Source organism: Mycobacterium sp. Marseille-P9652 (assembly GCF_902652685.1).
Lineage (GTDB): Bacteria > Actinomycetota > Actinomycetes > Mycobacteriales > Mycobacteriaceae > Mycobacterium.
The window spans coordinates 38585-64911 of record NZ_CACRUY010000011.1; the positions used below are offsets into that span (position 1 = coordinate 38585).

Sequence of the window (26327 nt, forward strand, 5' to 3'; positions counted from 1 at the left end):
ACGGCATGACCGACGTCAGCCTCACCGATGTCTCGACCTACCTGCCCGGCGAGCCGATCGGCGCCGAGTACTACGCGGGCCACGCCGAATCCGACGACCTGCGCGACAACGTGATGTTTCGCGCCCCGAGGTTCCGCCATCACGTCGGGCCGGACGAAACCGCGACCGACATGGTCGAGCGCGCCGCGCAAGGGCTGATCGACCGGCACGGCCGCGAGGTCGTCGAAGGCGCCGACGTGTTGATCACCCACACCCAGATGCCGGACATGCCGTTCTACGGCGGCGGGGGTGCGATCGCCCACCGGCTGGGCATGCGTCCGTCGTGGGTGCTCGACCTGCACAACGGCGGATGCGCCGCGTTCGTGCTGGGGCTCAACGTCGCTCGCACCCTGCTCAGCTCGGGCCAGGGGCGCACCGCGCTGGTCGCGATCGCGCAGAACGCCGCGGGCCAGGTGTTCGACCAACCCGGCGTGCGGCGCAAGGCACAGGCGGCGATACCGGGCGACGGCGCCGCCGTCGGCCTCGTCACGGTGTCCGATCGGTCGCCGATCCTGGACATCGAGTGCCGCACCTACGGCGAGTACGCCGGGGACATGACGCTCGCCGTCGACCCGCCCCGCAAGTGGTGGCAACCCGGTCCCGGCGAGGGTTGCATCGGTTTCACCGAGACCAAGATCACGAAGGTCCTGGCCCGCGGCAACCGCCAGGTGCCGGAGGTGGCGCTCGCGGTCTGCGACCGGATCGGGTTGCCGGCCAAGGACATTGGCCTGCTCGTCACCAACCAGCCCAACCGCGTGTTCCTGCGCAACTGGCGTGAGGCGCTCGAGTTGCCGCCGGAGCGGCACCGCGACACCTTCGAGCAGTGCGGCAACCTCTTCGGCGCCGGTATCCCGGTCAACCTCGATCGCGCGATCTCCGACGGCCAGGTCAAGGAGGGCGACGTCGTGATGATGGCCGCCTTCGCGCACGCGGGGGACTTCGCCGGCGCCGCGGCGATCCGCTGGGGAGGGCGGGGATGATGCAACCCGTGCGCGGGCCGGTGGGCGGCGACATCGTGGACGCGTTCCCGAATGCGATCGACCCGCTTGCGTTGTCGCTCAACGAGAATCCGTTCCCGCCGCTGCCGTCCGTGCGGTCGGCGCTGATCCGCTCGGTCTATGCGGCCAACCGGTATCCGGAGTTCCTGCCTGAACGGCTGCGGGGGCTGATCGCCGAGCACGTCGGGGTGCCGGCCGAGCGGGTGGTGCTGGGCGCCGGCGCGACCGGTGTCGTGCTGCAGGCCCTGCAGGCGCTGACCGTGCCGGGCGACACGATCGCCATGGCGATGCCGACCTTCGACGGCTACCCGATCGCGGCGCGGATGGCGAGGCTGAACTCGCTGATCGTCCCGCTCGACGAGCACGGGCACAACGACCTCGACGCGCTGGCCGACGCGGCCGCCGACGCGCGGGTGGTGGTCGTGTGCCGGCCCCACAACCCGACCGGAACGCTGGAGCCGGTGCCCGCGCTGATGAGGTTCCTGCGGCGCGTTCCCGACGACACCGTCGTGCTGCTCGACGAGGCGTACATCGAGTTCGCGGCGCCCGAGCACCGGATCGACATGCCGGCGCTGATCGAGCAATTCCCGAATCTCGTTGTGGTGCGCACCTTCTCGAAGGCCTACGGCCTGGCGGGGTTGCGGATCGGGTACGGCGTGGCGTCGCCCGACCTGGCGCCGGCGCTCTGGGCCCAGCAGGTCCCGTTCGGCATCGCCGTCACCGGTCTGCTCGCGGTCGCGGCGTCCTACGACGCCGAAGCCGAACTGCTGCAGCGGGTTCGGGCGATCAACGCCGAGCGCCGCTACCTTCGCATGCGCCTGAGCGCGATGGGGGTCTACACCACCGACGCGCACGCCAATTTCCTGTACCTTCCGCCGGGCGACCGGCCGTGGCAGGAGGCGCTCGCGGCCACCCGGCTGCACGTGCGGCAGTACCCGGACGGCGGCGCGCGCATCACCGTGGGCAATCGCACCTCGACGCTCGCGGTGCTGTCGGCGCTCGGAAAGGATAAGCGGCGGTTCCTCGTGCGCTGAGAATCCCCGTGCGGTAAGAAAGGGCGTGCCCGCCGCAACACCCAAACGCGACCCGATCGCCGCCGCGCGCGCCAACTGGGAGCGCGCCGGATGGGGCGACGTGTCGCAGGGCATGGTCGCGGTCACCTCCGTGATGCGGGCTCACCAGATCCTGCTCGCCCGGGTCGAAGCCGCCTTGCGCCCCTACGATCTCAGCTTCTCCCGCTACGAGTTGTTGCGGCTGCTGGCGTTCAGCCGGACCGGGGCGTTGCCGATCACCAAGGCCTCCGACCGGCTGCAGGTGCACGTCACCAGCGTCACGCACGCCATCCGCAGGCTGGAGGCCGACGGCCTGGTGAAGCGCCTGCCGCACCCCACCGACGGCCGGACCACGCTGGTGCAGATCACCGACCTGGGCCGCTCCACCGTCGAGGACGCGACCGTCACCCTCAACGAGCAGGTGTTCGCCGACATCGGCATGTCCGACAGCGAGTCTCGCGCGCTGGCGTCGTCCATCGAGACCCTGCGGCGCAATGCGGGGGATTTCTAAGCGGCGATCGCGAGCCAGCGCGTGTAACCCGCCCTCCTATCTGACAGCGACCGCCCCGACCGGCGGCGCCGTCGACCGATCAGGAGGTACACCCGCGATGGACCCATCGCACGAGCCGCGCGCGGCCGGCATCCGCGACATCGAGGCGACTCGACGCCGCGTCCTCATCGGCTCGTGCGCGGTGGGCGCCGCGGCCGCGATCGCGGCGTGCGGACCGCAGCAGACCAAGGCGGCGCCCGGCGGCCCGACCGGGGGCGACCAGGCCGCCCCGCCGGCCGCACCGCAGGTGCTGCACCCCGCTGACGTCCCCGTCGGCGGCGGGGTCATCCTCGCCGACCAGGACACCGTCGTCACCCAGCCCCAACCCGGGCAGTTCCGGGCCTTCAGCGCCACCTGCACCCACCTCGGTTGTCAGGTCGAGCGGGTCAGCGACGGCACGATCAAGTGTCCGTGCCACGGCAGCCAGTACAGCGTCACCGACGGTTCCGTCGTCCGCGGCCCCGCACCAAAACCGTTACCGGCCAGGACCGTGACGCTCAACAACGGCGCCCTGACGATCTCCTAGCGCCGATTCCCTTCCGAACGAGAGGCTTTCAGACATGCAACCCGAACGCGACCCGCGCGGCATGACGCGCCGGCAGCTGATCCGCCACACCGCGTGGTTCGGCGCGGCGGTGGGCTTCGCCGTCGCCGGCGGCGAAGTCATCTCGCACATGGCCGGCAGCGCCACGGCGACGGCACCGGTCCGGCCGACGCTGCGCTTCGCGCAAGTCAGCGACAGCCACATCGGGTTCGACGGCAAGGCCAACCCCGACGTGGCCGGCTCCTTCGACCGGGCGATCGACCAGATCAACCACCTCGGCTACACCCCCGATTTCGTCATCCACACCGGCGACCTCACCCACCTGGCCACGCCGGAACAGTTCGACCAGGTCAAGCAGATGATGACGCGGTTCTCCACCCCGCACGTGTTCACCGTTCCCGGCGAACACGATTCCTCCGACGACGGGGGACGGCGGTACCTGCAGATGTTCGGGGCGGGCACCAAGGGCAACGGCTGGTACAGCTTCGACATCAACGGCGTGCACGTGATCGCGCTGGTGAACTCGCTGAACCTCGACAAGCTCGGCCATCTCGGCAACGACCAGCTCGATTTCGTCCAGAAGGATGTTGCCGGGTTGTCGAGCGACACACCGATCATCGTCTTCAGCCACATCCCGTTGTTCGCCATGTACCCCCAGTGGGGATGGGGTACCGACGACGCCGGCCAGGCGCTGAGCTATCTGCGGCGATTCTCGTCGGTGACCTGCCTCAACGGCCATGTGCACCAACTGTTCTCGAAAACCGAGGGCAACATCACCTTCTACTGCGGCACCACGACGGCCTACCCGCTGCCGCATCCCGGCGACGGGCCCGCGCCCAAGCCCGTGACGCTGCCGGCCGGGAAGCTGCACGACGCGCTGGGCATTCGTGAGGTCAGCTACGTCAAGGGCCGGCAGGCGCTGGCGCTGAAGGAGGAGAACCTGCAATGAGTTTCACCAACATGGCGCTGCGGGCCGGGCTCGCGATCACGCTCGCGGCCAGCGGTGTCGACCACGCCTACCTGTACCTGGACGGGTACCGCAATGTCCCGGTCGTGGGATTCGGCTTCCTCGCGCAGGCCAGCGTGTTCTGCGCGCTCGCACTCCTCATCGCGGTCGGCGGGCCCGACTGGCTTGTGTGGGCCGCGGGCCTGCTGGCCGCCGGCGCGCTGGGTGCGTTCGTGCTGTCGCGCACCGTCGGGTTGTTCGGCTTCGTCGAGCACGGGTGGGAGCCCGCGCCGCATCCCGCGATCAGCGTCCTCACCGAGGCGGCGACCGTCGCGCTGTGCCTGGCGTGGGTGTTCCGTCACCGGGTGCCGCGCACCGCGGCCGCCACGGCCGGGGCCGCTTCGCTCTGAGGGTAGTGGCCGACGCCCGGCAGCGTCGTGACGGTCGCGCGCGGCAGCGCTTTGGTGGCCCGCTCGAGGACGTGCCCGCCCGACACCGGGTCGTCGAGGCCCCACACCAGGTGCAAAGGCCCATCCCAGCGGGCCAGCGCGGCCTCCCACCGGCCGTGGTGGGCCGCCCGTTCGGCGTTGTACTTGATCAGCAGGTGTCCGAGCTTGTGGCCGCCGTCGCGCGACATCCCCACCCACAGGTCGTCGAATTCGTCGTCGGCGAGCGGCTTTCCGCGGACCCCGTCAAGCCCGGAACGGACCCGTGACGCGTCGACACGAGAGGCCAACGCTTTACCCACGACCGGGAACGCCAGCAGCTTCTGCAGGCGTGTCGGGCGGTACGCGCTGTAGACGATGCCGGAGTTGAGGAGAATGAGCCTGTCGATCGTGAAACTCAACACCCCCCGGTTGGCTCGGTCGGCGAGTTCCTGCCCGACGATCCCGCCGTAGTCGTGGGCCAGCACGCTGGCGTTGCCGACCGCGAGCCGCGCGGCGAGATCCTCGACCACGTCGGCGGATTCGGCCACGGAGTACTCGTACGGGTTCGGCTTGTCCGATGCGCCGTAACCGAGGAAATCGAGCGTGACGACGTCGTGGTCGCGGGCGAGATCGGCCGCGAGCGCGGCGTAGTCGTACGACCAGGTGGGGAAGCCGTGCAGCAAGAAAATCGTCGGGCCGGTCCCGCGCCGCCGGTAGGCGATCCGATGCCCCCGCCGGCTGGTCATCATCTCGTTCTCGGCGATCCATTCCTGGGCCCGAGGGACTTTCATGACAAGGCGCCCCTTCGTCTGATGCACTGATATATTCGGATACAGTTGCGTATGACAATGCAGTTCTGTCACCCTATTGTCAAGCGCACAGACGAGGAGGCCGCGAGTGGCTCGCTTGACCCGTGCCGAGCAACGCGAACAAACCCGCCGGCGTCTGATCGAGGCCGCCGGCCGGGTGTTCTGCCGGGTGGGATTCGAAGCGGCGCCGATCGACGTCATCGCCGAAGAGGCCGGATTCTCCCGCGGCGCTTTCTATTCGAACTTCGAGTCCAAGGACGACCTGTTCCTCGAACTCCTTTGCCGCCACCTCGACGCGGAGCTCGAGACCCTGGGCCGCGCGCTCGATCGCATCACGTCCGCCGCCGAGCTGGCGCCTGCGATCGAGCGCCGGTACCGGGTCCTGGGGGAGGACGGCAGCTGGTGCCTGCTGACCACCGAGTTCCAGCTCTACACGATGCGAGGCGGCGCCCGCGCCGGCGAATTCGGAAAGATCTACGAGTCCTACCGGCGACGGCTCGGCGACCTCATCGCCCACCACTTCGACCGCCTCGGGATCGAATCCGCGCTGACGCCTTACGAGTTCGGCGTCGCGCAGATCGCGCTGTCGCACGGACTGGCGCTGCAGCGGGCGGCGAACGGGTCGCTGAAGGCGAACCTGCCCGCGCGGGCCCTCGCAACCTTCGTGCGCGGCGCCCTGGCGGGGGATCGGTGAATCAGCCGGCGGCCCACTGCGTGGCGCGGTCGAGTTCGTCGAGCCCGAAGACGCGGATCTCGCCCGGCACGATCCACGCCAGCGCGTGCAGGGTATGGGCGATCCACTCCTTGTCGGTGACGACCGCGATCCGCTTGAACGCCGAGTGATGCGGCCAGACGGTGCCGAAGCCGAGCTTCAGGTCCTCGAGGAGGCCGCCGGGCCCGAAGCCCTCGTAGTCGCCGGCGATGACCTCCACGATCCGGATCTCCCCGGTTTTGAGCAGATCCGTCAGGGCGGGTTCGAGTTCGCGCAGTTCGTCACCGCGCAACCGGCCGGACACGCGGATGCCGATCAGGCCCGGGGGCATGTCGGGCAGCAACTCGATCATCAGCTGTCGCGCAGCATCTCGATGACCGCGCTGAAGTCCTTGTCGGCGTGGTCGGCGGCGAATTTGGCGTAGATGTCGGCGGCGTGGCTGCCCAGCGGCGCGGACGCACCCGTCGAGGCGACGGCATCCATCGCCAGGCCGAGGTCCTTGTTCATCAGGGCTGTCGCGAAGCCGGGCTTGAAGTCGTTGTTCGCGGGGGAGGTCGGCACCGGGCCGGGCACCGGGCAGTTGGTGTGCACCGCCCAGCAGTTGCCGGTCGCGCCGGTGATGACGTCGAAGAGGGCCTGGGCCGACAGGCCGAGCTTCTCGGCCAGGACGAACGCCTCGCCGACCGCGATCTGCTGCACCGCCAGCACCATGTTGTTGCACACCTTGGCCGCCTGCCCCGCGCCGGCGCCGCCGCAGTGAATCACCTTGCCCGCCATGGGTTCCAGCACGGGGCGCGCGCGCTCCAGCGCCTCGTCGTCGCCGCCCACCATGAACGCCAGCGTGCCGGCCACCGCGCCCTTCACGCCGCCCGACACCGGTGCGTCGAGCTGCGCGACGCCGTGGGACTCCGCCAGGGCGTGCACCTCGCGGGCGTCGGTCACCGAGATCGTCGAGCTGTCGATGAACAGGGCACCCCGCTGGGCGGCGGGCAGGATGTCGGCGTAGCAGCGTTTGACCACGTCGCCGTTCGGCAGCATCGTGATGACGACGTCGGCGTCCTCGACCGCGTCGACGGCGCTGTCGAACACGGCGACGCCGTGGCCCGTCGCATCGGCGGCGGCCCGCGACACCGGATCGAAGCCGCGCACCATGTAGCCCGCTCGCACGAGGTTGGCCGACATGGGCGCGCCCATGTTGCCCAGCCCGAGGAAAGCAATGCTTGCAAGGTCAGCCATGGTCGCCTTTCTCAGCGGTCGTCTTTCCTGAAGCGGGTGTCGCCCCTAAGCGGTGTTACGGAACCGCCCGGCTTCGGCCCGACCGATGACCACCCGCATGATCTCGTTGGTCCCTTCCAGGATCCGATGGACCCGCAAGTCGCGGACGATCTTTTCCAGGCCGTACTCCCGCAGATAACCGTAGCCGCCGTGCAGCTGCAGCGCCTTGTCGGCAACCTCGAAGCACGTGTCGGTGACGTAGCGCTTGGCCATCGCGCACAGCTGCATCTTGTCCGAGTCGTCATTGTCCAGCGCGTTCGCCGCCCGCCAGAGCATCATCCGCGACGTCTCGAGTCCGGTGGCCATGTCGGCCAGCGCGAACCGCACCGTCGGCTCGTCGAGCAGGGGCGAGCCGAAGGCCTGCCGGTCGCGCACGTAGGCGCCCGCCTTCTCGAACGCGGCCTGGGCGCCGCCGAGCGAGCAGGCCGCGATGTTGAGCCGGCCGCCGTTGAGGCCGTTCATCGCGATGCCGAAACCGGCGCCCTCGCCGTCGGCGCCGCCGAGCATCGCGTCGGCGGGAACCCGCACGCCGTCGAGGATCACCTGGGCGGTCGGCTGCGCATGCCAGCCCATCTTCTCCTCGGGTGCGCCGAAACTCAGTCCCGGCGAACCCTTTTCGACGACGAAGGCGGAGATGCCACGCGGGCCCTCACCGCCCGTTCGTGCCATCACCACGTAGACGTCCGAAGCACCCGCGCCGGAGATGAACTGCTTGACGCCGTCGAGCACGTAGTCGCCACCCTCCCGGACGGCGCGCGTGCCCAGCGCGGCGGCATCGGAGCCGGCGTTCGGCTCGGTGAGGCAGTAGCTGGCGATCACGTCCATCGAGGCGAGCCGCGGAACCCAGGCCTTGCGTTGTTCCGGCGTGCCGAACGTGTCGATCATCCACGCGCACATGTTGTGGATCGACAGGAACGCCGCGACCGTCGGGCAGGCGGTGGCCAGCTGCTCGAAGATGCGGACCCCGTCGAGGCGCCGCAGGCCGCTGCCGCCGACGTCCTCGCGGCAGTAGATCGCCGCCATGCCCAGCTCGGCGGACTCGCGCAACACGTCGGTGGGGAAGTGCTTGGTGGCGTCCCATTCCAGGGTGTGCGGCGCGAGGCGTTTCGCGGCGAACGCGGCGGCCGTCTCGGTGATGACGCGCTCGTCGTCGTTGAGGGTGAACATACTCGCCTAATTCATTGTGGGGATGACGAATTCAGCGCCGTCCTTGATGCCGGACGGCCACCGCGACGTCACCGTCTTGGTCTTGGTGTAGAACTGGATCGACGTGGGTCCGTGCTGGTTGAGGTCGCCGAAGCCGGAGCGCTTCCAGCCGCCGAAGGTGTGGTAGGCCACCGGAACCGGGATCGGCACGTTGACGCCGACCATGCCGACCTGCACGCGGGCGACGAAGTCGCGCGCGGTGTCGCCGTCGCGGGTGAACACCGCGACCCCGTTGCCGTACTCGTGCTCGGACGGGAGCCGCAGCGCCTCCTCGTAGTCGTGCGCGCGGACGATGCACAGCACGGGACCGAAGATCTCGTCGGTGTAGATCGACATGTCCGGGGTGACGTGGTCGAACAGGGTGGGGCCGATGAAGAAGCCGCCCTCCAGGTTGGCGTCCCCGAAGGTCAGGTCGTCGCTGCGGCGTTCGCGTCCGTCGATGACGATCTCGGCCCCCGCGGCCACGCCCTGGTCGATGTAGTCGCGCACACGGTTCAGGGCGGCCTCGGTGACGAGTGGGCCGTAGTCGGCCTTGGGGTCCAGGCTGTGGCCCACGCGCAGGTTGTTGATCCGGTCGATGAGCCTGGCGCGCAAGCGTTCCGCGGTCTTCTCGCCGACGGGCACCGCCACGCTGATCGCCATGCAGCGTTCGCCGGCGCTGCCGTAGCCGGCGCCGATCAGCGCGTCGACAGCCTGGTCCAGGTCGGCGTCGGGCATCACGATCATGTGGTTCTTGGCGCCGCCGAAGCACTGCGACCGTTTGCCGTGGGCCGCCGCGCCGGAGTAGATGTACTGCGCGATGTCGGAACTCCCGACGAACCCGACCGCCTGGATGTCGGGGTGCTCGAGGATGGCGTCGACGGCCTCCTTGTCGCCGTGCACCACCTGGAACACCCCGGGCGGCAGCCCCGCCTCCAAGAACAACTCGGCCAGCCGCACCGGCACCGACGGGTCGCGCTCGCTGGGCTTGAGGATGAACGCGTTCCCGCACGCCAGGGCGGGCCCGGCCTTCCAGAGCGGGATCATCGCCGGGAAGTTGAACGGGGTGATACCCGCGACCACTCCCAGGGGCTGGCGCAGCGAGTAGACGTCGATGCCGGGCCCGGCGCCCTCGGTGTACTCGCCCTTGAGCAGGTGGGGGATCCCGACGCAGAACTCGATGACCTCGATGCCGCGCTGGATGTCGCCGCGCGCGTCGGCCAGCGTCTTGCCGTGCTCGAGCGACAACTGCTCGGCGAGCTCGTCAGCCGCGTCGTTGACCAGGTCGATGAAGCGCATCATGACGCGCGCCCGGCGCTGCGGATTCCATGCGGCCCAACCCTTCTGGGCCTCGACGGCCGACGCCACCGCCGCGTCGATGTCGGCCTTGCCGGCCATCGGCACCTGCGCTTGCACCTGGCCGGTGCTGGGGTTGAAGACGTCCGCCGTGCGGGTCGACCGGCCCGCGGTGCGCTCGCCGTCGATGAAGTGCGGGATCTGTGTGGTCATCGGTGTCCTCGGGTGAGTTTCGGGGGATACTTGCATATCCTAGTAACTGCCCCCGGCAGTGGCAAGGAGGCCGCCGTCAGCCGCCGCCGTCGTTCCGCCACACCCCCCGCGCACGCATGTCGTCCTCGGCCGCCTGGCATTGGGCCGCCAGCTGCCGGTACGCCGCGGCGTTGTCGGGGTTGCGGAACCGCTCGCCCGATCCGGCGGTGGCCAGCCGGATCAACTCCAGGACGAACTGCAGCGACCGTCCGCTGCCCAGCGATTCGCCGATCGCGTTGACGACGTCACCGAACTCCAGGTCGTTGTTGCTCGCCGCGGCAAGACCGAGTGTCACGGCGGCGCGACGGGTGTCGTCGGGCCAGACGGACTCGTCGTGCGGGGGTATCACGCGTGACATTGTCGTCAGCCGCGAAAAGTTCGACAACGGGTGAGGCTAGCCTGACAGCGGTATGCAGACCATCGAGGCGGACTACCTGGTCGTCGGCGCGGGCGCCATGGGCATGGCGTTCCTCGACACGCTGGTGACCGAGACCGGGGCCAGCGTGGTCGTGGTCGACCGCAACCACCAGCCGGGCGGCCACTGGACCATGGCCTACCCGTTCGTGCGGCTGCACCAGCCCTCGGCCTTCTACGGCGTGAGCTCGCTGGACCTGGGTAGCGGGACCATCGACGAAACGGGCTGGAACGCGGGCCTTTTCGAGCTCGCCACGTCCGGTGAGGTATGCGCGTACTACGACCGGGTCATGCGCCGGCAGCTCCTGCCGACCGGCCGGGTGCGCTACTTCCCGATGAGCGAATACCGCGGCGACGGCCGCTTCACCACGCTGGGCGGCGGCGACTACACCGTCGACGTGACGCGCCGCATCGTCGACGCCACCTACATGCGGGTCAGCGTCCCCGCGATGCGGCCGCCGCCCTATCCGGTGGCGCCCGGCGTGGAGTGCGTGGCACCGAACGAGCTGCCGCGGCTGGGCCCGCGCGACCGGTACGTCATCGTCGGCGCCGGCAAGACCGGCATCGACACATGCCTGTGGCTGCTGGCCCACGGGGTGGCACCCGAACGGCTGACCTGGATCATGCCGCGCGACGCGTGGCTGCTCGACCGGGCGACGATCCAGCCCGGACCCCTCTTCGCCGACACGATCAAGGCCAATTTCACCGCGCAATTGGAGGCCATCCGGGACGCGGTCTCGCTCGATGACCTGTTCGCGCGGCTCGAGGACGGCGGTGTCCTGCTGCGCCTGGACGGCACGGTCCGGCCCACCATGTACCGCTGCGCGACCGTCACCCGCGCGGAGCTCGAGCAGCTGCGACGCATCCCCGGCGTCGTGCGGATGGGTCACGTGCGCCGCGTCGAAATCGACAGGTGCGTGCTCGACGGTGGTGAGGTGGCGTCCGGCGGCTCGGCGCTCTATGTCGACTGCACCGCCGACGGGGCCGAGAAGGTGCCCGCGACACCGGTTTTCGAGGACCGGCGGATCACGCTGCAGAGCGTGCGTGGTTGCCAGCAGGTGTTCAGCGCCGCGTTGATCGCTCACGTCGAGGCGAACTACCCCGACGATTCGGCGCGCAATGAGCTGTGTCGGCCCGTCGAGCACCCCGATACCGACCGGGACTGGGCGCGCAACACGCTGGCCGACTACCGCAACCAGCTGCGGTGGTTCGACGACGAGGACCTGACGGCGTGGCTGGCCGGGACGCGCCTGGACCTGTTCGGGCACCTGATCGGGCACCGGCTGGCGGGGGCGTCGGCGAAGCCGCGGGTGCGCGAACGCCTGATGAGCATGACCAGGACGGCGCTCACCGCCACCGCGGAGAAGCTGGAGCGGCTGCTCGCCGACGACACGTGTAACCCGACCCGATATTGATCGGGTGGAGGACAAGTGACCGCACGCAACGAACCCGTCGGCCCGCGACCGCTGCGCGCGGTGCCCGACCACGGCTCTTCGGGGAGCGACAGCGGCTATCCCGACTGGGAGGCCGTGTACGCCGACAACGCGGGCTGGGTGTACCGCACGCTGTTCGCGCGTGTCGGCAACCGGGCCGACGCCGAGGACCTCACCGCCGAGGTGTTCCTCGCGGCGTTGCGACCGCTGCGCCTGACGGCGAGCACCGGGGAGGTGCGCGCTTATCTGCGCGCGACCGCCCGCACGGTGCTGGCCGCGCACTGGCGCGAGACCCTGGGACGGGAGATAACCTCGATCGACGACATCGAGCAGCCCCCCGATAGCGAGGAAGCGATCAGCACCGCGCCCCAGCGTGTCGCCCGGGTCCTGGACAACCTGCCCGACCGATACCGCCGGATCCTGGAATTGAGGTTCCTGCAAGGCAGTTCGATCAAGGAGTCGGCCACGGAACTCGGCATCAGCGTCGCCAACGCCAAGGTGCTCCAGCACCGCGCCCTGAGGCTGGCGGCCCAGGTCAACGACGGAGGTGCGCCATGAACGCGCGTGGATTGCGGCGCTACGTCGACGACCTGCTGCGGGGCCGGCGCCCCAAGGCGTTCGAGCCGGACGACTTCGAGGCGGCACAGATTCGCACCGCGATCGAGATGCGCGCGGCCCGTCCCGGGCCCGACCCGGACGCCGCGCCGCGGCAGGAGTTCCTCACCGACCTGCACCGTCGCCTCGCGGAGCAGATGTCCGGTCCCACAACCGAACCGGCGTCCGCGTACAGCAGTACACGCCGCCAGGTCATCGTCGGCACGTCGGCGGCCGCTGCCGCCGCCGTCGCGGCGGTGTCGATCGACCGGGCCGTGATTGGTGCCACCACCGTACGCTCCGATGTCGCGGCCGGGCAGTTGACGCCCAGCGACGGAAGCTGGCAGCGCGTCGCCGCCAGCTCGGACGTGCCCGACGGGGGCATGCATGCCTTCGATCTCGGATCGGTCAACGGCTTCGTCCGTCGTGTAGACGGCAAGCTCGAGGCCGTGTCGGGTGTCTGCACTCACCAGGGATGCCGGCTGTGGTTCGATGCGCCGGACAACAGGTTGCGCTGCCCGTGCCACTCGACATCCTTCTCGCCGACCGGCCAGGTGGTCACCCATCAGCTGCCGATCGCGCCGAAGCCGTTGCCCACGTTGATGGTTCGCGAGGCCAACGGTGCTGTCGAGGTGTTCGCCCCGGTCAAGGAGACGTAGCCCGGGCTCAGGTATCGAAAACTATTGTGCCGTAACCGGTCGGGCTGTACGACAGGTAGATCGGGTGCTGCAGGAACGGGGCGATCCCGGTGTTGAAGAACCCGCCGAGGGTGCTCGACGAGATGGCCGTCTGTTGGGAACCGACGGTGGTGGTGTACAGCAACTTGCTGCCGTCGCTGGTGTAGACGGCCACGCTGGTTCCGGCGGGCAGGTATCCACCGGCGTTCGGCGGCCCGAGGTTGTCGGGCACCGTCCCGCCCAGCCCGCCGGAATCGATGTACGCGCCGGTGGTCTGCTGCAGTCCGCCGCCGTTGATCCGGATGTCCAGGGTGGTGATCGGCGCCCCGGTCACCGACGCGTATGGGGTCAGCGGGTTGGGGCCGAATTGCACCGTTCCCGTGGGCTCGTCAATCAGCAGACCCTGACCGAAGGCGCCCGGCAATGCGGTCACGGGACTGCTCGCGGGACCGTAACCATTGGCCCCCACACCCAGAATGGCGGGCGCCTGGGATGCGGGATAGGAAAAGACGAAATTCTGGGTTATCGACGTGACGACGGCAATAGTGGTCGGCTGGGTGACAAGGCCGTTTCCGAAATTCACCGTTGTCGTGTACGTGTTGTAGTTCTCGACGAGCAAATTCCCCAATCCGCCGTAGGTGACGGACCCTTGCCCGGTGGGAGCGCCGAGGCTCGCGAGATTGACGTCCTGCGGGGGAAGGATCAGACCCCGTGATCCGGTGTCGACAATGACCGGCACGCTCGGTCCGCCGCCCACCGAGACGTTGACGTACAGGTCCTGACCCTGCAGTTGCAGGGGCACGGTGGCCAACCCCAGCGGGCCGCTGGCCCCGGGGGACCCGAAAAGGCCGCCGGGGCCGCCGGGACCGCCGAGCGCGGCCGGGCCACCGGCCCCGCCGGGGCCGCCGTTGCCGATCAACCCCGCGGGCCCGCCGGCGCCTCCGGGCGCCCCGGCGGCGGTGCTGTTTCCGCCATGGCCGCCGTTGCCCATCAGGATGCCGCCCGGACCACCGGGCGTGCCGACCCCCCGGGCGTTGGTGACGCCGTCGGCGCCGTCACCGATCAGCGGCCGCCCCAAAAGCATGTTGGTCGGCGCGTTCACGACCGCGAGGATGTCCTGCTGCAGGATCTGCAGCGGGTCGGCGCTGGCGGCCTCGGTCGCCGCGTACATCCCGGCGCCCGAATTCAGTGCCTGGACGAATTGCGTGTGCATTGTGGCGGCCTGAACGGCCAGCGCCTGATAAGAGGACGCGTACGCGGAAAAGATCGTCTTGATGGCTCCCGATACCTCGTCAGCCCCCGCCGTGAGTATTTCGGTTGTCGGTGCGGCCGCCGCGGCGTGCGCCGCGCCAATCCACGACCCGATGTTCGCCACTTTTGTCGCCGCGTCGGACACGAATTCCGGCGCAGTGATCACAAAAGACACGCGACACCTCTTCCCGCAAAGAAGCAGTCGCCCCGATTGGAGGCAATCGGAATGATAGGCCGAAATTAGCCGGAAATTAGCCGTTTTCGGTTGCGCGTCTATTCAGGGTTAAGCATCGCGCAATGCGGCGATGAATTCCTGCGTTTCTGCCCACGTGGGGAGCAGGCCAGCGGTGCGCACCTCGTCCAGGCTGGGGGCCGCAGCGTCGCGGTCGGACATGCACGGGGCGGCGCCGTCGATGAGTGGCCAGTCGATCGCAAGGGCCGGGTCCGTCGGGCAGATGGTGTGCTCACGTTGCGGGTTGTACTCCGCTGAGCACAGGTACATCATCGTCGAATTGTCTTGCAGCACATAGAAAGCATGCCCGAGCCCCTCGGACATGTAGATCGTCCGGCGGTCCTTGTCGTCGAGCAGGACCGAGTCCCACTGGCCGAAAGTCGGCGAGCCGACGCGGAGGTCAACCGCAACGTCGAAGACGGCACCGGACACGCAGGTGATGTATTTCGCCTGACCCGGTGGCACCTGGGCGAAATGCAGTCCGCGCAGCACGCCGGCCGACGACACCGAGCAGTTGACCTGGACGACGTCCAACCGGTGACCGGCGAACCCGGTGAATCCCCGGTTGGTGAACCACTCGAAGAGCAGGCCACGCGAATCGCCGTGGACTGTCGGGGTGATTTCCCAGGCGCCGGGGATTTTGAGCTCGCGCACTTCCATGTCACTGACCCCGTTCTTCGTAGCGGCCCTCAGTGGCCTCCTTGAGGGGCCGCCACCACGACTCGTTGGCGCGATACCAGTCGATGGTGGCCCGCAGACCCTCTTCGAAGTTGGCATGCTTTGGCGTCCAACCCAATTCGTTGTACAGCGTCGTCGGGTCGATCGCGTACCGCAGGTCGTGGCCGGCGCGGTCGGTGACGTGGTCGAAGTCGTCGGGATCGCGTCCCAGCGCCTGCAGGATCGCGCGCATGACGGTCAGGTTATCGCGCTCGCCCTCGGCGGCGATGAGGTAGGTCCGCCCGTTCTCACCCTTTTCGAGGATCCGCCGAACGGCGCTGTTGTGGTCGTCGACGTGAATCCAGTCCCGCACATTGGTGCCCGCGCCGTACAGCTTGGGGCGGCGCCCGGTGAGCACGTTGGTGATCTGGCGCGGGATGAACTTTTCGACGTGCTGATACGGCCCGTAGTTGTTCGAGCAGTTGGAGATCGTCGCGCGCACGCCGTACGACCGCACCCAGGCCCGGACCAGCAGGTCGCTGGCCGCCTTGGTGGCCGAGTACGGGCTCGACGGGTTGTAGGGCGTCGACTCGGTGAACCGCTTCGCGTCGCCGAGTTCGAGGTCGCCGTAGACCTCGTCGGTGGAGACGTGGTGCAGCCGGACATCGTGCCGCCGCACCGCCTGCAGGATCGCGAAGGTCCCGACCACGTTGGTCTGCAGGGTCGTCCACGGGTCTTCCAGGGAGTTGTCGACGTGGGTCTCCGCGGCGAAGTGCACCACCGCGTCGGACTCGGCGACCAGCGCGGCGACGAGCGCCGCATCGGCGATGTCGCCCTTGACCACCGTGATTGCGTCTTCGACGTCGGCCAGCGACTCGCGCCGCCCGGCGTAGGTGAAAGCGTCGAGCACCGTCACGGAGTCCTCGGGGTGCTCCCGCACCGTGCTGTGCACGAAATTCGCGCCGATGAATCCGGCTCCCCCGGTGACCAGCAGTCGCATGCCCGACACCCTAACGGAGGCCCACGGTCATTCGGGCCGGGTTAACCCCAGTGGTCCGGCCAGTTCACTCAGCGCGCTCAGCAGGGTGCCTTCGTCCCAGCCGCCCACCACCTGGATCGCGACGTGGTCGGCGCCGGCCTCGTGATGCTGCGCGAGGCGCCGCGCGACCGCCTCCGGGGTGCCGTGGGCGACGACCGCATCGACCAGCCGGTCGCTGCCGGGCTTGCGCACGTCGTCCTGCGTGAACCCCAGCCGCAGCCAGTTGTTCACGTAGTTGGCGAGGTCGAGGTTGAGTTGCAGTTGGTCGCGCCCCAACGCGCGGGCCCGCTCGGCGTCGGTCGTCACGATCACCTTGTGCTCCGGCGCAAGGAACACCGCGTCGCCGACCAATTCCCGCGCCTTCGCGGTGTGTTCCGGGGTGGTCAGGTAGGGGTGGGCGCCCGCGGAGCGTTCGGCGGCCAGCCTGAGCATCTTCGGGCCGAGCGCCGCCAGCACCCTGCGGCTCGTCGGAATCCCGCGGACGTCCAGCTCGTCGAGGTACCCGACCACGGCGTCGTACGGCTTCACGTAGGCCTGGTCGACCTCGCGGTGGCCGGCGCCGACGCCCAGCAGGAACCGGCCCAGGTGGGCGCTTTCGATGCGCGCGAACGAGTCGGCGACGGCCGGGGCGGGCGCGGACCAGATGTTGAGGATCCCCGTCGCCAACTGCAGCGAGGTCGTGCGTTCCAGCGCCGGCTCCACCCACGCCAGGTCGGCGTCCGGTGACGCGCCGATCCAGACCGCGCCGTACCCGAGCGACTCGATCTTTGCCGCCAGCTCCGGCGTGACCGACCGGGTGGGCAGCCACACGCCGAACCGGCCCAGGTCGGGCTTGAGCGACACGGTCACCGAAGCCCCAGCGGGCCCGCCAGCTCGGCCAGGGCCGAGACCAGGTTCTCGTCCTTGGTGAGGACCTGCACGGGGACGTGGTCGGCGCCGGCGTCGAGGTGTTCGTTCAGCCGCGCGGCGATCTGGTCGGGGGTGCCGTAGGCGACGACGGAGTCGACCAGCCGGTCGCTGCCCGGACGGGCGACCTCCTCGTCGGAGAAGCCGAGCCGCTTCCAGTTGTTGCGGTAGTTGGCCAGGTTGAAATAGATGTCGAGCGCCCTGCGGCCGACCGCCCGCGCCTTCTCGGGGTCGGTGGTCAGGACGACCTTGTGCTCGGGGGCCAGGAATGCCGACGGACCGATCAGCGCGCGGGCCCGCGCGGTGTGCTCGGGCGTGGTCAGATAGGGGTGCGCGCCCGCGGCACGCTGCGCCGAGAGTTTGAGCACCCGCGGCCCGAGGGCGGCCACGACGCGCCGGTGGGCGGGGACCCCGTATTCGTCCAGCTTGTCGAGGTACTCCACCAAGGCGTCGTAGGGCTTGCGGTACTCGCTGTGGGCCTCGGGATGGCCGACGCCGATGCCGAGCAGGAAACGGCCCGGGTACGCCCCGTCGATGCGGTGGAACGACTCGGCGACCGGGCCCGCGGCCGCCGTCCAGATGTTGACGATGCCGGTGGCCACCTGCAGCGTGGTCGTCGCCTCGAGGAGTGGCTCGACCCAGGCGAGCTCGGCGGGCGGCGAACCGCCGACCCACACGGCCCCGTAGCCCAGGGACTCGATCTCTTTGGCTTGCTGGGGCGTGACGCCGCGTCCGAACGATCCGAACCGGCCGAGGTTGGGCTTGCTGGCTGCATCCGTCATGGTTGTTCCCAACCCGGCGGGTCGGGGCGCTATTCCTCGGCGGGCGTCAGCTCCAGGGGCAGCAGAACGATGAAGCGGGTGTCGCCGGGCGCCGATTCCACGCGCAGGTCGCCGCGGTGTTTCTTGACGACGATGTTCCACGCCAGGTCCAGCCCGAGGCCCGTGCCTTCCCCGACCGGCTTGGTGGTGAAGAACGGCTCGAAGATCCGGCTTCGGACGTCGTCGGGGATTCCGGGTCCGGTATCGCAGATCTCGACGCGCGCCATCTTTTCGCCGTCGCGGCGGGTCCGGATCGTCAGCGTGCCGCCCTTTGAATCGGGACCGGCGCCCATCGCGGCGATCGCGTTGTCGATGATGTTGGTCCACACCTGGTTGAGATCGCCGGGGTAACAAGGGATCTGCGGCAGTGAGGTGTCGAACTCCTTCACCACCGCGATGGCGGCGTCTTTTCGTGCGTGCGGGCCGATCCGGTCGGCGAACATCGTGAGCGTGCTGCGCAACAGGTCGTGGACGTCGGCCACCTGGAACGGGGCGCGGTCCATCTGCGAATACTGCTTGGCGTCGGCCACCAGCGCCGAGATCCGCTTGCTCGCCTCCAGGACCTGGTTCAGCAGCAGCTCACCTTCGACGGTGTAGGTCAGCCAGCGGATGGCCTTCTCCAGTGAGGTCGACGCGCCCATCTCCTCGGTCGCCGCCGCGATGCGTTCGAGCCAGTCGGTGTCGATGCCGCCCTCGACGAACGTCGGCGCGATGTCCCACCCGCCCTCGATGCCGTGGTCTTCGAGCCATTCCCCGACGGCGTCCTCCCGGTCGGCCGTCTCGATCGCGCTCAGGTTCGCCGACGCCGACTTGATGACCTGGGCCGCGACCTCCTCCTGCAGGCGCACCAGCGCCCGCAGCGCCTCCGGGGTGACGGTCCCGTCCGCGAGCATGGCGAGCTTCTGGCGCATGCCGGCGACCCGCTCCCGCAGCTCGGCCGCGGCCCGGACCGTGGCGGCGGCAGGGTTGTTCAGCTGGTGGGTCAGCCCGGCGGACAGCTGGCCCAGGGCGAGCAGTTTCTCCCGGTTGCCGATGATCCGCCGCGTGCGCTCCTGACCGACCGCCATGCCGTCGAGCAGGTGAACGGCCATCGGGAACTGGTCCTTCATGAAGCGGGCGAAGGCCGGCGCGTCGAGCACGAAGAACCGCGACGGCTTGGTGACGTACACCGTCGCGTCGTAGCTCTGGTGTTCCGACTGCCCGGTGAAGGCCCGCCAGGCGCCGCAGTAGACGCCGCGCTGCGAGGTCCGGTTGGTCTCGATCTCCTGGCCGCCGGAGAGCTTGGACATTGCCAGCTCGCCCTCGATGAGGACGTAGAAGCACGTCGCGGGTTCGCCCTCGACGCAGATCGGGCCGGGCTCGTAGTGCTGGATGTGCCCGCTGGCGCACAACTCCCCGAGCTGCTCGTCGGTGAGGGCCTCGAAGAGGAACAGGCTGCGCAGCTCGCCGGGATCGCACGGCTGTGCGGTGGTCATGATTCGGCGAGGTAGCGGTGCACGAGCATGACGGCCATGGAGCCCTCGCCGACCGCGGCCGCCACCCGCTTGGCCGACGACGAGCGCACGTCGCCGGTGGCGAACACCCCGGGCACGCTGGTCTCCAGGTGGTGGGGCGGCCGGTCCAGGGTCCAGCCGCAGACGTTGCGCAGATCGGGGCCGGTGAGGATGAACCCGCGCTCGTCGCGCGCGACCACCCCGTCGAGCCAGTCGGTGCGCGGCGCGGCGCCGATGAAGATGAACATGCGGTCGCACGTGACGTCCTCGGTGTCGCCGGTGCGGTTGTCGACCAGGGTGAGCTTCTCGAGGTGCTCGGTGCCGGTGGCGCACTGGACCTCGGTGCAGGTGCGGACGGTGATCTTCGGGTTCCGCTCGATCTGCTGGATCAGGTAGTAGGACATCGACGCCTCCAGCGAGGCGGCGCGGACGACGATCGTCACCGACTTCGCCTCGCGGGACAGGTGCATGGCGGCCTGGCCGGCCGAGTTGGCGCCGCCGACCACGAACACGTCTTCGTCCCTGCACTCCGAGGAGATGGACGTCGCAGCGCCGTAGTAGACGCCCTTGCCGGTCAGTTCCTCGCAGCCGGTCGCCGCCAGCTGGCGGTAGGCGACACCGGTGGCCAGGATGACGGCGTGCGCGTCGATGGAGCCGCCGTCGGCGAACCGCACGGTGCGCGCGGACCCGTTGACCTCGAGCGCGGTGGCGGTGCGCGCGGTGATGAGCTCGGCCCCGAACTTCTCGGCCTGCCGGCGCGCGCGGTCGGCGAGCTGGCCGCCCGACAGCCCGTCTGGGAAGCCCAGGTAGTTCTCGATCCGCGAGCTCTGGCCGGCCTGGCCCCCGGTCGCGGTGCGCTCGATGAGCACCGTGCGCAGGCCCTCCGACGCGCCGTAGACGGCTGCGGCGAGGCCGGCGGGGCCGCCGCCGATGACGACCAGGTCGTAGAAGTCCTGCGACGGCGTGGTGGTCAGGCCCAGCGTGTCGGCGAGTTCGGCGTCGCTGGGTTCGACCAGCGTGGTGCCGCGTTCGGTGACGACGACCGGCAGGCGCAGGCCGTCCTCGCCGGCGGCCTGCAGCAGCCGCTGGCCCGCGGGATCGTCGGACATGAACCAGGTGTAGTAGAGCCCGTTGCGGGCCAGGAAGTCGCGGACCTGCCAGGACCGCGCCGACCAGCGGTGCCCGATCACCTTGGTGTGCGGGATGGGCCGTTCGGGCGTGCGCCGCCAGGCTTCCAGCAGCGCGTCGACCACCGGGTAGAGCTTTTCCTCGGGCGGGTCCCACGGCTTGAGCAGGTAGTGGTCGAGGTCGACGACGTTGATCGCGTCGATGGCGGCGTGGGTGTCGGCGTAGGCGGTCAGCAGGATGCGCCGCGCCGCCGGGTAGAGGTCCATCGCCTGCTCGAGGAACTCGATTCCCGTCATCTGCGGCATCCGGTAGTCGGCGATCAGCGTCGCGACCGCCTCGCCGCGCAGCTTGAGCTCCTTGAGGGTGTCCAGCGCCTCGGGCCCGGATTCGGCCCGCACGATCCGGTGGTCCTCGCCGTAGTGGCGGCGCAGGTCGCGGGCCACGGCCCGGGACACCGAGGGATCGTCGTCGACGGTCAGCATGACGGGCTTGCGGGGCTGTCCAGCGGGATTCGTCATCGGAACTAAGTATGCGCCCGCGGGGGCCCCCGCGAGAGGTGAGCGGATCGCCCTGAGCGAACGGTCGGCCGTGATTTTGGCCGCGGCGAAAGACCAGGTATCGTGGGGTAACGGTGCGGCGAACGCGCCGGCTTTTGTGTGCCCAGTCCCCAGGAATTTCCGGTTACCGGCTCACGTTTGAAGTCGGGGTATGTCGCGCCGATCCGGGCGAGACGACAAACGAGACGCAAGACGAGGATTTTCAAGGACTTATGGCCAAGAAAGACGGTGCCATAGAGGTCGAGGGCCGCGTGGTGGAGCCCCTGCCCAATGCGATGTTCCGCATTGAGCTGGAGAACGGCCACAAGGTGCTCGCCCACATCAGCGGCAAGATGCGGCAGCACTACATCCGCATCCTGCCCGAGGACCGGGTGGTGGTGGAGCTGTCTCCCTACGACCTGTCCCGGGGCCGCATCGTGTACCGGTACAAGTAAGCAAGCCCGAACCACACCACCGAGAAGACAGAACAGGATCGAACCGCCGTGAAGGTCAACCCGAGCGTCAAGCCAATCTGTGACAAGTGCAGGGTGATCCGTCGGCATGGGCGGGTCATGGTGATCTGCTCCGATCCGCGCCACAAGCAGCGCCAGGGCTAGCCAGGCGCATCCAGCACAACTGAATGATGACCTCCCAGCACCACTGAGCTGCCCGGGCGCGTCAAGCGCCAAAAAGACGTATCAGCGCCGCTCACCACGCCCGGACGGAGGCCGGGCCCCGACCAGATCGGGAACGGGCTGGGATCAGACCTCCGCTTAGAAAAAGAGGAAACGCCACCTATGGCTCGACTAGTAGGCGTCGATCTCCCGCGCGACAAGCGGATGGAGATCGCGCTGACGTACATCTTCGGCGTCGGCCGGACCCGTTCGAACGAGATCCTCGAAGCGACCGGCATCGACAAGAACCTGCGGACCAGGGACTTGACCGACGACCAGCTGACCCACCTGCGCGACTACATCGAGGCCAACCTCAAGGTCGAGGGTGACCTGCGCCGCGAGGTGCAGGCCGACATCCGTCGCAAGATCGAGATCGGCTGCTACCAGGGCCTGCGGCACCGCCGCGGCCTCCCGGTGCGCGGCCAGCGGACCAAGACCAACGCGCGGACCCGCAAGGGCCCCAAGCGCACCATCGCGGGCAAGAAGAAGGCCAGGTAGAACCCGATGCCACCAGCAAAGAAAGCTCAGGGCAGCTCCGCCAAGAAGGGTCAGAAGACCCGCAAGCGGGAAAAGAAGAACATCCCGCACGGCGCCGCGCACATCAAGAGCACGTTCAACAACACGATCGTGAGCATCACCGACCCCCAGGGCAACGTCATCGCCTGGGCGTCGTCGGGTCACGTGGGCTTCAAGGGATCCCGGAAGTCGACGCCGTTCGCGGCCCAGCTGGCCGCCGAGAACGCCGCCCGCAAGGCGCAGGAGCACGGCGTGCGCAAAGTCGACGTGTTCGTCAAGGGCCCGGGGTCGGGCCGCGAGACCGCGATCCGTTCCCTGCAGGCCGCGGGCCTCGAGGTCGGCGCGATCTCCGACGTCACCCCGCAGCCGCACAACGGCTGCCGTCCGCCCAAGCGCAGGAGGGTTTAGTCATGGCTCGTTACACCGGACCCATCACCCGCAAGTCGCGCCGCCTGCGCACCGACCTCATCGGCGGCGACCAGGCGTTCGAGAAGCGTCCCTACCCGCCCGGCCAGCACGGCCGCGCGCGGATCAAGGAGAGCGAATACCTGCTGCAGCTGCAGGAGAAGCAGAAGGCGCGCTTCACCTACGGCGTCATGGAGAAGCAGTTCCGCCGCTACTACGAGGAGGCCGTGCGCCAGCCCGGCAAGACCGGTGAGGAGCTGCTGCGCATCCTGGAGAGCCGGCTGGACAACGTCGTGTACCGCGCCGGCCTGGCGCGCACCCGCCGCATGGCCCGCCAGCTCGTCAGCCACGGCCACTTCGCGGTCAACGGCGTGAAGGTCGACGTCCCGAGCTACCGGGTGTCGCAGTACGACATCATCGACGTGCGCGACGGCTCGCTGAACACTGTGCCGTTTCAGATCGCCCGCGAGACGGCGGGCGACCGCCCGATCCCGAGTTGGCTGCAGGTCGTCGGGGAGCGCCAGCGCATCCTCGTCCACCAGCTGCCCGAGCGGGCGCAGATCGACGTGCCGCTCACCGAGCAGCTGATCGTCGAGTTCTACTCGAAGTAAGACTCCCCGCGCCGAACCCGGCGCTGGGCCCAACGGCATCAAATAGCGGGTGCCGAGAAGGAGAAGAAGAAACACCATGCTGATCTCTCAGCGACCCACCCTGTCCGAAGAGGTGTTGACCGACAGCCGGTCCCAGTTCGTCATCGAACCGCTGGAGCCGGGATTCGGCTACACCCTTGGCAATTCGCTGCGCCGCACGCTGCTGTCGTCGATCCCCGGCGCGGCCGTCACCAGCATCCGCATCGACGGTGTGCTGCACGAATTCACCACCGTGCCCGGCGTCAAGGAAGACGTCACCGACATCATCCTCAACCTCAAGGGCCTCGTCGTGTCCTCCGAGGAGGACGAGCCGGTCACCATGTACCTGCGCAAGCAGGGCCCGGGCCAGGTCACCGCGGGCGACATCGTGCCGCCCGCCGGCGTCACCGTGCACAACCCCGACATGCACATCGCGACGCTGAACGACAAGGGCAAGCTCGAGGTCGAGCTCGTCGTCGAGCGCGGCCGCGGCTACGTCCCGGCCGTGCAGAACCGGGCCTCCGGCGCCGAAATCGGCCGCATCCCGGTCGATTCCATCTACTCGCCGGTGCTCAAGGTCACCTACAAGGTCGAGGCCACCCGTGTCGAGCAGCGCACCGACTTCGACAAGCTGATCCTGGACGTCGAGACCAAGAGCTCGATCACGCCCCGCGACGCGCTCGCCTCGGCCGGCAAGACGCTGGTCGAATTGTTCGGGCTTGCAAGGGAACTCAACGTCGAGGCCGAGGGCATCGAGATCGGGCCGTCGCCCGCCGAGGCCGACCACATCGCGTCGTTCGCCTTGCCGATCGACGACCTGGACCTGACCGTGCGCTCCTACAACTGCCTCAAGCGCGAGGGCGTGCACACCGTCGGCGAGCTCGTCTCCCGCACGGAGTCCGACCTGCTCGACATCCGCAACTTCGGTCAGAAGTCCATCGACGAGGTGAAGGTCAAGCTGCACCAGCTGGGCCTGTCGCTGAAGGACAGCCCGGCCACCTTCGACCCGTCGGAGGTTGCGGGGTACGACGTCGCGACCGGCACCTGGTCCACCGAGGGCGCCTACGACGACCAGGACTACGCGGAAACCGAACAGCTCTAAAAGTCGTAACAGAAGTCCGTCCCGGCCCTACCTGATACGGGGGTCGGCCCCACTGAGGAGATAGTGCAATGCCCAAGCCCACCAAGGGGCCCCGTCTCGGCGGGTCGTCGTCGCACCAGAAGGCCCTGCTGGCCAACCTGGCCACCTCGTTGTTCGAGCACGGCCGGATCAAGACGACCGAGCCGAAGGCGCGCGCGCTGCGGCCGTATGCCGAAAAGCTGATCACGCACGCGAAGAAGGGCACGCTGCACAACCGCCGCGAGGTCATGAAGAAGATCCGCGACAAGGACGTGGTGCACGCCCTTTTCGCGGAGATCGGGCCGTTCTACTCCGACCGCAACGGGGGTTACACCCGCATCATCAAGGTCGAGCCGCGCAAGGGCGACAACGCCCCCATGGCCGTGATCGAACTGGTGCGGGAGAAGACCGTGACGGCCGAGGCGGATCGGGCGCGTCGGGTCAAGGCCTCCAAGAAGGCCGCGCCCGAGGCTGCGGCCGCGGCGCCGCAGGCCGCGGTCGAGCCCGAAGCGGTGGACGACACGGCGCTCGACGAGTCGGCGGACGCCGCCCCCGAGGCGGGGGCGGCGGCCCCGCAGGCCGCGGTCGAGGACGCCCCGGAACCGGCTGACGGTGGGGTGACCGAGGCCCAGGCGAAGGCCGAAGAGCAGCACGACAAGGCCATGGAGGCCCGGGCCGACGCCGAGCGTGCCGCCGAGTCCGACGAGGCTGACGAGAGTTAACGACGTCGTCCGTCTGCGGCTCGACATCGCCTACGACGGAACCGATTTCGCGGGCTGGGCGGTCCAGTCCGGGCAGCGCACCGTCGCCGGCGTCCTCGACGAGGCGCTGACGACGGTGTTCCGCACGCCGGTGCACCTGCGCGCGGCCGGACGCACTGACGCCGGCGTGCACGCCACCGGGCAGGTGGCCCACGTGGATGTGCCCGCAGACGCGTTGGCGAACGCCCAGTCGCGCTCGGCGCGCGCCGGTGACCCCGAATTCCCGCCGCTGATCCGCCGGCTCGGCCGGTTTTTGCCCACCGACGTCCGGGTCACCGAAATCGCGCGCGCTGCAGCGGGTTTCGATGCGCGCTTCTCGGCGTTGCGGCGGCATTACGTGTATCGGCTGTCGACGGCCCCGTTCGGCGCGCTGCCGCAGCAGGCGCGCTACGTCACCGCCTGGCCGCGTGGCCTGGACGTCGAGGCGATGAATTCCGCGTCGCGAGACCTGTTGGGGCTGCACGACTTCGCGGCGTTCTGCCGCCAGCGCGAGGGCGCCACCACGATTCGCGAGCTGCAGCGGCTCGACTGGTCGCGCGACGGCCACCTCGTCACCGCGCACGTCAGCGCCGACGCGTTCTGCTGGTCGATGGTGCGGTCACTTGTCGGCGCGCTCCTGGCGGTCGGCGAACACCGGCGACCCCCGTCGTGGTGCCGCGAGTTGCTCTCGGCCACGGAACGTTCCAGCGATTTCGCGGCCGCGCCGGCGCACGGTTTGACGCTGGTGGCCGTCGACTATCCGCCCGACGACCAACTGGAAGCGCGGAATCTGATCACCCGCGACCTGCGGACGCGCCCCCCTTCGCGGTGATCGGTCAGGCCTGGTTGCGTGCGCCGCGCCTACGTTGCGTCGCAACACCACCACCGCTTCGGGTCGCAACACTCTGAATCTCGGATGCGATATCACCGGTGATATCGGTATCCGAAGGCACCTATGCACCTGGAGACTCCCCGG

31 protein-coding genes are annotated in these 26327 nt (G+C 69.1%); 18 read left to right on the plus strand and 13 right to left on the minus strand.

All coding sequences use genetic code 11. The features are described 5' to 3' along the window. The first annotated feature begins 5 nt into the window (after window positions 1-5). The 6 genes from GPY60_RS08825 to GPY60_RS08850 all read left to right on the plus strand — a co-directional run bounded on the left by GPY60_RS08825 (window position 6) and on the right by GPY60_RS08850 (window position 4539). Complete coding sequence (locus tag GPY60_RS08825; RefSeq protein ID WP_156687280.1) at window positions 6-1019, plus strand: 3-oxoacyl-ACP synthase III family protein; 1014 nt, start codon at window positions 6-8, stop codon at window positions 1017-1019. Further along, window positions 1019-2071: a pyridoxal phosphate-dependent aminotransferase gene (locus GPY60_RS08830; protein ID WP_156687361.1), complete on the plus strand. Its 1053-nt coding sequence runs from the start codon at window positions 1019-1021 to the stop codon at window positions 2069-2071. Before GPY60_RS08825 ends, GPY60_RS08830 begins: the two co-directional genes overlap by 1 nt. Window positions 2072-2096: 25 nt before the next feature. Further along, window positions 2097-2600: a MarR family transcriptional regulator gene (locus GPY60_RS08835; RefSeq protein ID WP_156687281.1), complete on the plus strand. Its 504-nt coding sequence runs from the start codon at window positions 2097-2099 to the stop codon at window positions 2598-2600. A 97-nt stretch (window positions 2601-2697) separates the two neighbouring features. Then, the gene (locus tag GPY60_RS08840) at window positions 2698-3165 is read left to right on the plus strand and encodes a Rieske (2Fe-2S) protein (protein ID WP_197283603.1); all 468 of its coding nucleotides are present in this window, start codon (window positions 2698-2700) and stop codon (window positions 3163-3165) included. Window positions 3166-3199: 34 nt separating this feature from the next. Then, complete coding sequence (locus GPY60_RS08845) at window positions 3200-4132, plus strand: metallophosphoesterase family protein (protein ID WP_156687283.1); 933 nt, start codon at window positions 3200-3202, stop codon at window positions 4130-4132. Further along, window positions 4129-4539: a hypothetical protein gene (locus tag GPY60_RS08850; protein WP_231639494.1), complete on the plus strand. Its 411-nt coding sequence runs from the start codon at window positions 4129-4131 to the stop codon at window positions 4537-4539. The genes GPY60_RS08845 and GPY60_RS08850 overlap by 4 nt, the downstream gene beginning before the upstream one ends. On the opposite strand, the gene GPY60_RS08855 is transcribed toward GPY60_RS08850, so the two are convergent. Next, window positions 4488-5348 (minus strand): alpha/beta fold hydrolase, encoded by an 861-nt coding sequence (locus GPY60_RS08855; RefSeq protein WP_197283604.1) that lies wholly within the window; start codon window positions 5346-5348, stop codon window positions 4488-4490. The two genes, GPY60_RS08850 and GPY60_RS08855, sit on opposite strands and share 52 nt — an antisense overlap. Before the next feature lie 106 nt (window positions 5349-5454). Between GPY60_RS08855 and GPY60_RS08860 the strand changes: the two genes are divergently transcribed. Then, window positions 5455-6060: a TetR/AcrR family transcriptional regulator gene (locus GPY60_RS08860; RefSeq protein ID WP_197283605.1), complete on the plus strand. Its 606-nt coding sequence runs from the start codon at window positions 5455-5457 to the stop codon at window positions 6058-6060. A gap of 1 nt (window position 6061) precedes the next feature. Here the strand turns inward: GPY60_RS08860 and GPY60_RS08865 are convergent, their stop codons facing one another. The 5 genes from GPY60_RS08865 to GPY60_RS08885 form a co-directional block, all read right to left on the minus strand. After that, window positions 6062-6430: an STAS/SEC14 domain-containing protein gene (locus GPY60_RS08865; protein WP_156687286.1), complete on the minus strand. Its 369-nt coding sequence runs from the start codon at window positions 6428-6430 to the stop codon at window positions 6062-6064. Next, on the minus strand, window positions 6430-7314 hold the full coding sequence (gene mmsB / locus GPY60_RS08870; protein ID WP_156687287.1) for a 3-hydroxyisobutyrate dehydrogenase: 885 nt from the start codon (window positions 7312-7314) through the stop codon (window positions 6430-6432). The genes GPY60_RS08865 and mmsB overlap by 1 nt, the downstream gene beginning before the upstream one ends. Window positions 7315-7359: 45 nt before the next feature. Further along, complete coding sequence (locus GPY60_RS08875) at window positions 7360-8520, minus strand: isobutyryl-CoA dehydrogenase (protein ID WP_156687288.1); 1161 nt, start codon at window positions 8518-8520, stop codon at window positions 7360-7362. A gap of 6 nt (window positions 8521-8526) precedes the next feature. Further along, window positions 8527-10047, minus strand: coding sequence for a CoA-acylating methylmalonate-semialdehyde dehydrogenase (locus GPY60_RS08880; RefSeq protein ID WP_156687289.1), 1521 nt, complete (start codon window positions 10045-10047; stop codon window positions 8527-8529). Window positions 10048-10123: 76 nt separating this feature from the next. Further along, on the minus strand, window positions 10124-10435 hold the full coding sequence (locus GPY60_RS08885; RefSeq protein WP_156687290.1) for a hypothetical protein: 312 nt from the start codon (window positions 10433-10435) through the stop codon (window positions 10124-10126). 61 nt (window positions 10436-10496) lie between these two features. On the opposite strand from GPY60_RS08885, the gene GPY60_RS08890 reads away from it, so the two are divergent. Genes GPY60_RS08890 through GPY60_RS08900 form a run of 3 tightly spaced genes read left to right on the plus strand, consistent with a single transcriptional unit; the run spans window position 10497 to window position 13186 of the window. After that, window positions 10497-11915, plus strand: coding sequence for an NAD(P)-binding protein (locus tag GPY60_RS08890; protein WP_156687291.1), 1419 nt, complete (start codon window positions 10497-10499; stop codon window positions 11913-11915). Between the two features lie 15 nt (window positions 11916-11930). After that, window positions 11931-12491 carry an RNA polymerase sigma factor gene (locus tag GPY60_RS08895; protein ID WP_156687292.1) on the plus strand — a complete coding sequence of 187 codons (561 nt, stop codon included), beginning with the start codon at window positions 11931-11933 and terminating at the stop codon, window positions 12489-12491. Continuing rightward, the gene (locus GPY60_RS08900; protein WP_156687293.1) at window positions 12488-13186 is read left to right on the plus strand and encodes a Rieske (2Fe-2S) protein; all 699 of its coding nucleotides are present in this window, start codon (window positions 12488-12490) and stop codon (window positions 13184-13186) included. The genes GPY60_RS08895 and GPY60_RS08900 overlap by 4 nt, the downstream gene beginning before the upstream one ends. A 7-nt stretch (window positions 13187-13193) precedes the next feature. On the opposite strand, the gene GPY60_RS27520 is transcribed toward GPY60_RS08900, so the two are convergent. The 7 genes from GPY60_RS27520 to GPY60_RS08935 all read right to left on the minus strand — a co-directional run bounded on the left by GPY60_RS27520 (window position 13194) and on the right by GPY60_RS08935 (window position 21249). Further along, entirely contained in the window at window positions 13194-14630 is a 1437-nt protein-coding gene (locus tag GPY60_RS27520) for a PecA family PE domain-processing aspartic protease (protein ID WP_156687294.1), read from the minus strand. Between the two features lie 108 nt (window positions 14631-14738). Next, window positions 14739-15347, minus strand: a complete 609-nt coding sequence (rfbC, locus tag GPY60_RS08910) for a dTDP-4-dehydrorhamnose 3,5-epimerase (RefSeq protein ID WP_156687295.1) — start codon at window positions 15345-15347, stop codon at window positions 14739-14741. Between the two features lies 1 nt (window position 15348). Then, on the minus strand, window positions 15349-16344 hold the full coding sequence (rfbB, locus tag GPY60_RS08915; RefSeq protein WP_156687296.1) for a dTDP-glucose 4,6-dehydratase: 996 nt from the start codon (window positions 16342-16344) through the stop codon (window positions 15349-15351). A 27-nt stretch (window positions 16345-16371) separates the two neighbouring features. Beyond that, entirely contained in the window at window positions 16372-17232 is an 861-nt protein-coding gene (locus GPY60_RS08920) for an LLM class F420-dependent oxidoreductase (protein WP_156687297.1), read from the minus strand. Further along, complete coding sequence (locus GPY60_RS08925) at window positions 17229-18071, minus strand: LLM class F420-dependent oxidoreductase (protein ID WP_156687298.1); 843 nt, start codon at window positions 18069-18071, stop codon at window positions 17229-17231. The genes GPY60_RS08920 and GPY60_RS08925 overlap by 4 nt, the downstream gene beginning before the upstream one ends. Before the next feature lie 29 nt (window positions 18072-18100). Continuing rightward, the gene (locus GPY60_RS08930) at window positions 18101-19585 is read right to left on the minus strand and encodes an ATP-binding protein (RefSeq protein WP_156687299.1); all 1485 of its coding nucleotides are present in this window, start codon (window positions 19583-19585) and stop codon (window positions 18101-18103) included. Further along, window positions 19582-21249, minus strand: a complete 1668-nt coding sequence (locus GPY60_RS08935; RefSeq protein WP_156687300.1) for an FAD-dependent oxidoreductase — start codon at window positions 21247-21249, stop codon at window positions 19582-19584. Before GPY60_RS08935 ends, GPY60_RS08930 begins: the two co-directional genes overlap by 4 nt. Before the next feature lie 251 nt (window positions 21250-21500). Between GPY60_RS08935 and infA the strand changes: the two genes are divergently transcribed. The 8 genes from infA to truA all read left to right on the plus strand — a co-directional run bounded on the left by infA (window position 21501) and on the right by truA (window position 26183). After that, complete coding sequence (gene infA / locus GPY60_RS08940; protein WP_003418601.1) at window positions 21501-21722, plus strand: translation initiation factor IF-1; 222 nt, start codon at window positions 21501-21503, stop codon at window positions 21720-21722. Window positions 21723-21770: 48 nt separating this feature from the next. Beyond that, complete coding sequence (gene rpmJ / locus GPY60_RS08945; RefSeq protein WP_003879483.1) at window positions 21771-21884, plus strand: 50S ribosomal protein L36; 114 nt, start codon at window positions 21771-21773, stop codon at window positions 21882-21884. A 180-nt stretch (window positions 21885-22064) separates the two neighbouring features. Further along, window positions 22065-22439, plus strand: a complete 375-nt coding sequence (gene rpsM / locus GPY60_RS08950; protein ID WP_008260257.1) for a 30S ribosomal protein S13 — start codon at window positions 22065-22067, stop codon at window positions 22437-22439. A gap of 6 nt (window positions 22440-22445) precedes the next feature. Next, entirely contained in the window at window positions 22446-22865 is a 420-nt protein-coding gene (gene rpsK, locus GPY60_RS08955) for a 30S ribosomal protein S11 (RefSeq protein ID WP_156687301.1), read from the plus strand. Between the two features lie 2 nt (window positions 22866-22867). Beyond that, window positions 22868-23473 carry a 30S ribosomal protein S4 gene (rpsD, locus tag GPY60_RS08960; RefSeq protein ID WP_156687302.1) on the plus strand — a complete coding sequence of 202 codons (606 nt, stop codon included), beginning with the start codon at window positions 22868-22870 and terminating at the stop codon, window positions 23471-23473. Window positions 23474-23549: 76 nt separating this feature from the next. Continuing rightward, entirely contained in the window at window positions 23550-24593 is a 1044-nt protein-coding gene (locus GPY60_RS08965; RefSeq protein ID WP_156687303.1) for a DNA-directed RNA polymerase subunit alpha, read from the plus strand. Window positions 24594-24661: 68 nt separating this feature from the next. Further along, window positions 24662-25333: a 50S ribosomal protein L17 gene (gene rplQ / locus GPY60_RS08970; RefSeq protein WP_156687304.1), complete on the plus strand. Its 672-nt coding sequence runs from the start codon at window positions 24662-24664 to the stop codon at window positions 25331-25333. Then, the gene (gene truA / locus GPY60_RS08975; protein ID WP_156687305.1) at window positions 25299-26183 is read left to right on the plus strand and encodes a tRNA pseudouridine(38-40) synthase TruA; all 885 of its coding nucleotides are present in this window, start codon (window positions 25299-25301) and stop codon (window positions 26181-26183) included. Before rplQ ends, truA begins: the two co-directional genes overlap by 35 nt. Window positions 26184-26327 lie beyond the last annotated feature (144 nt).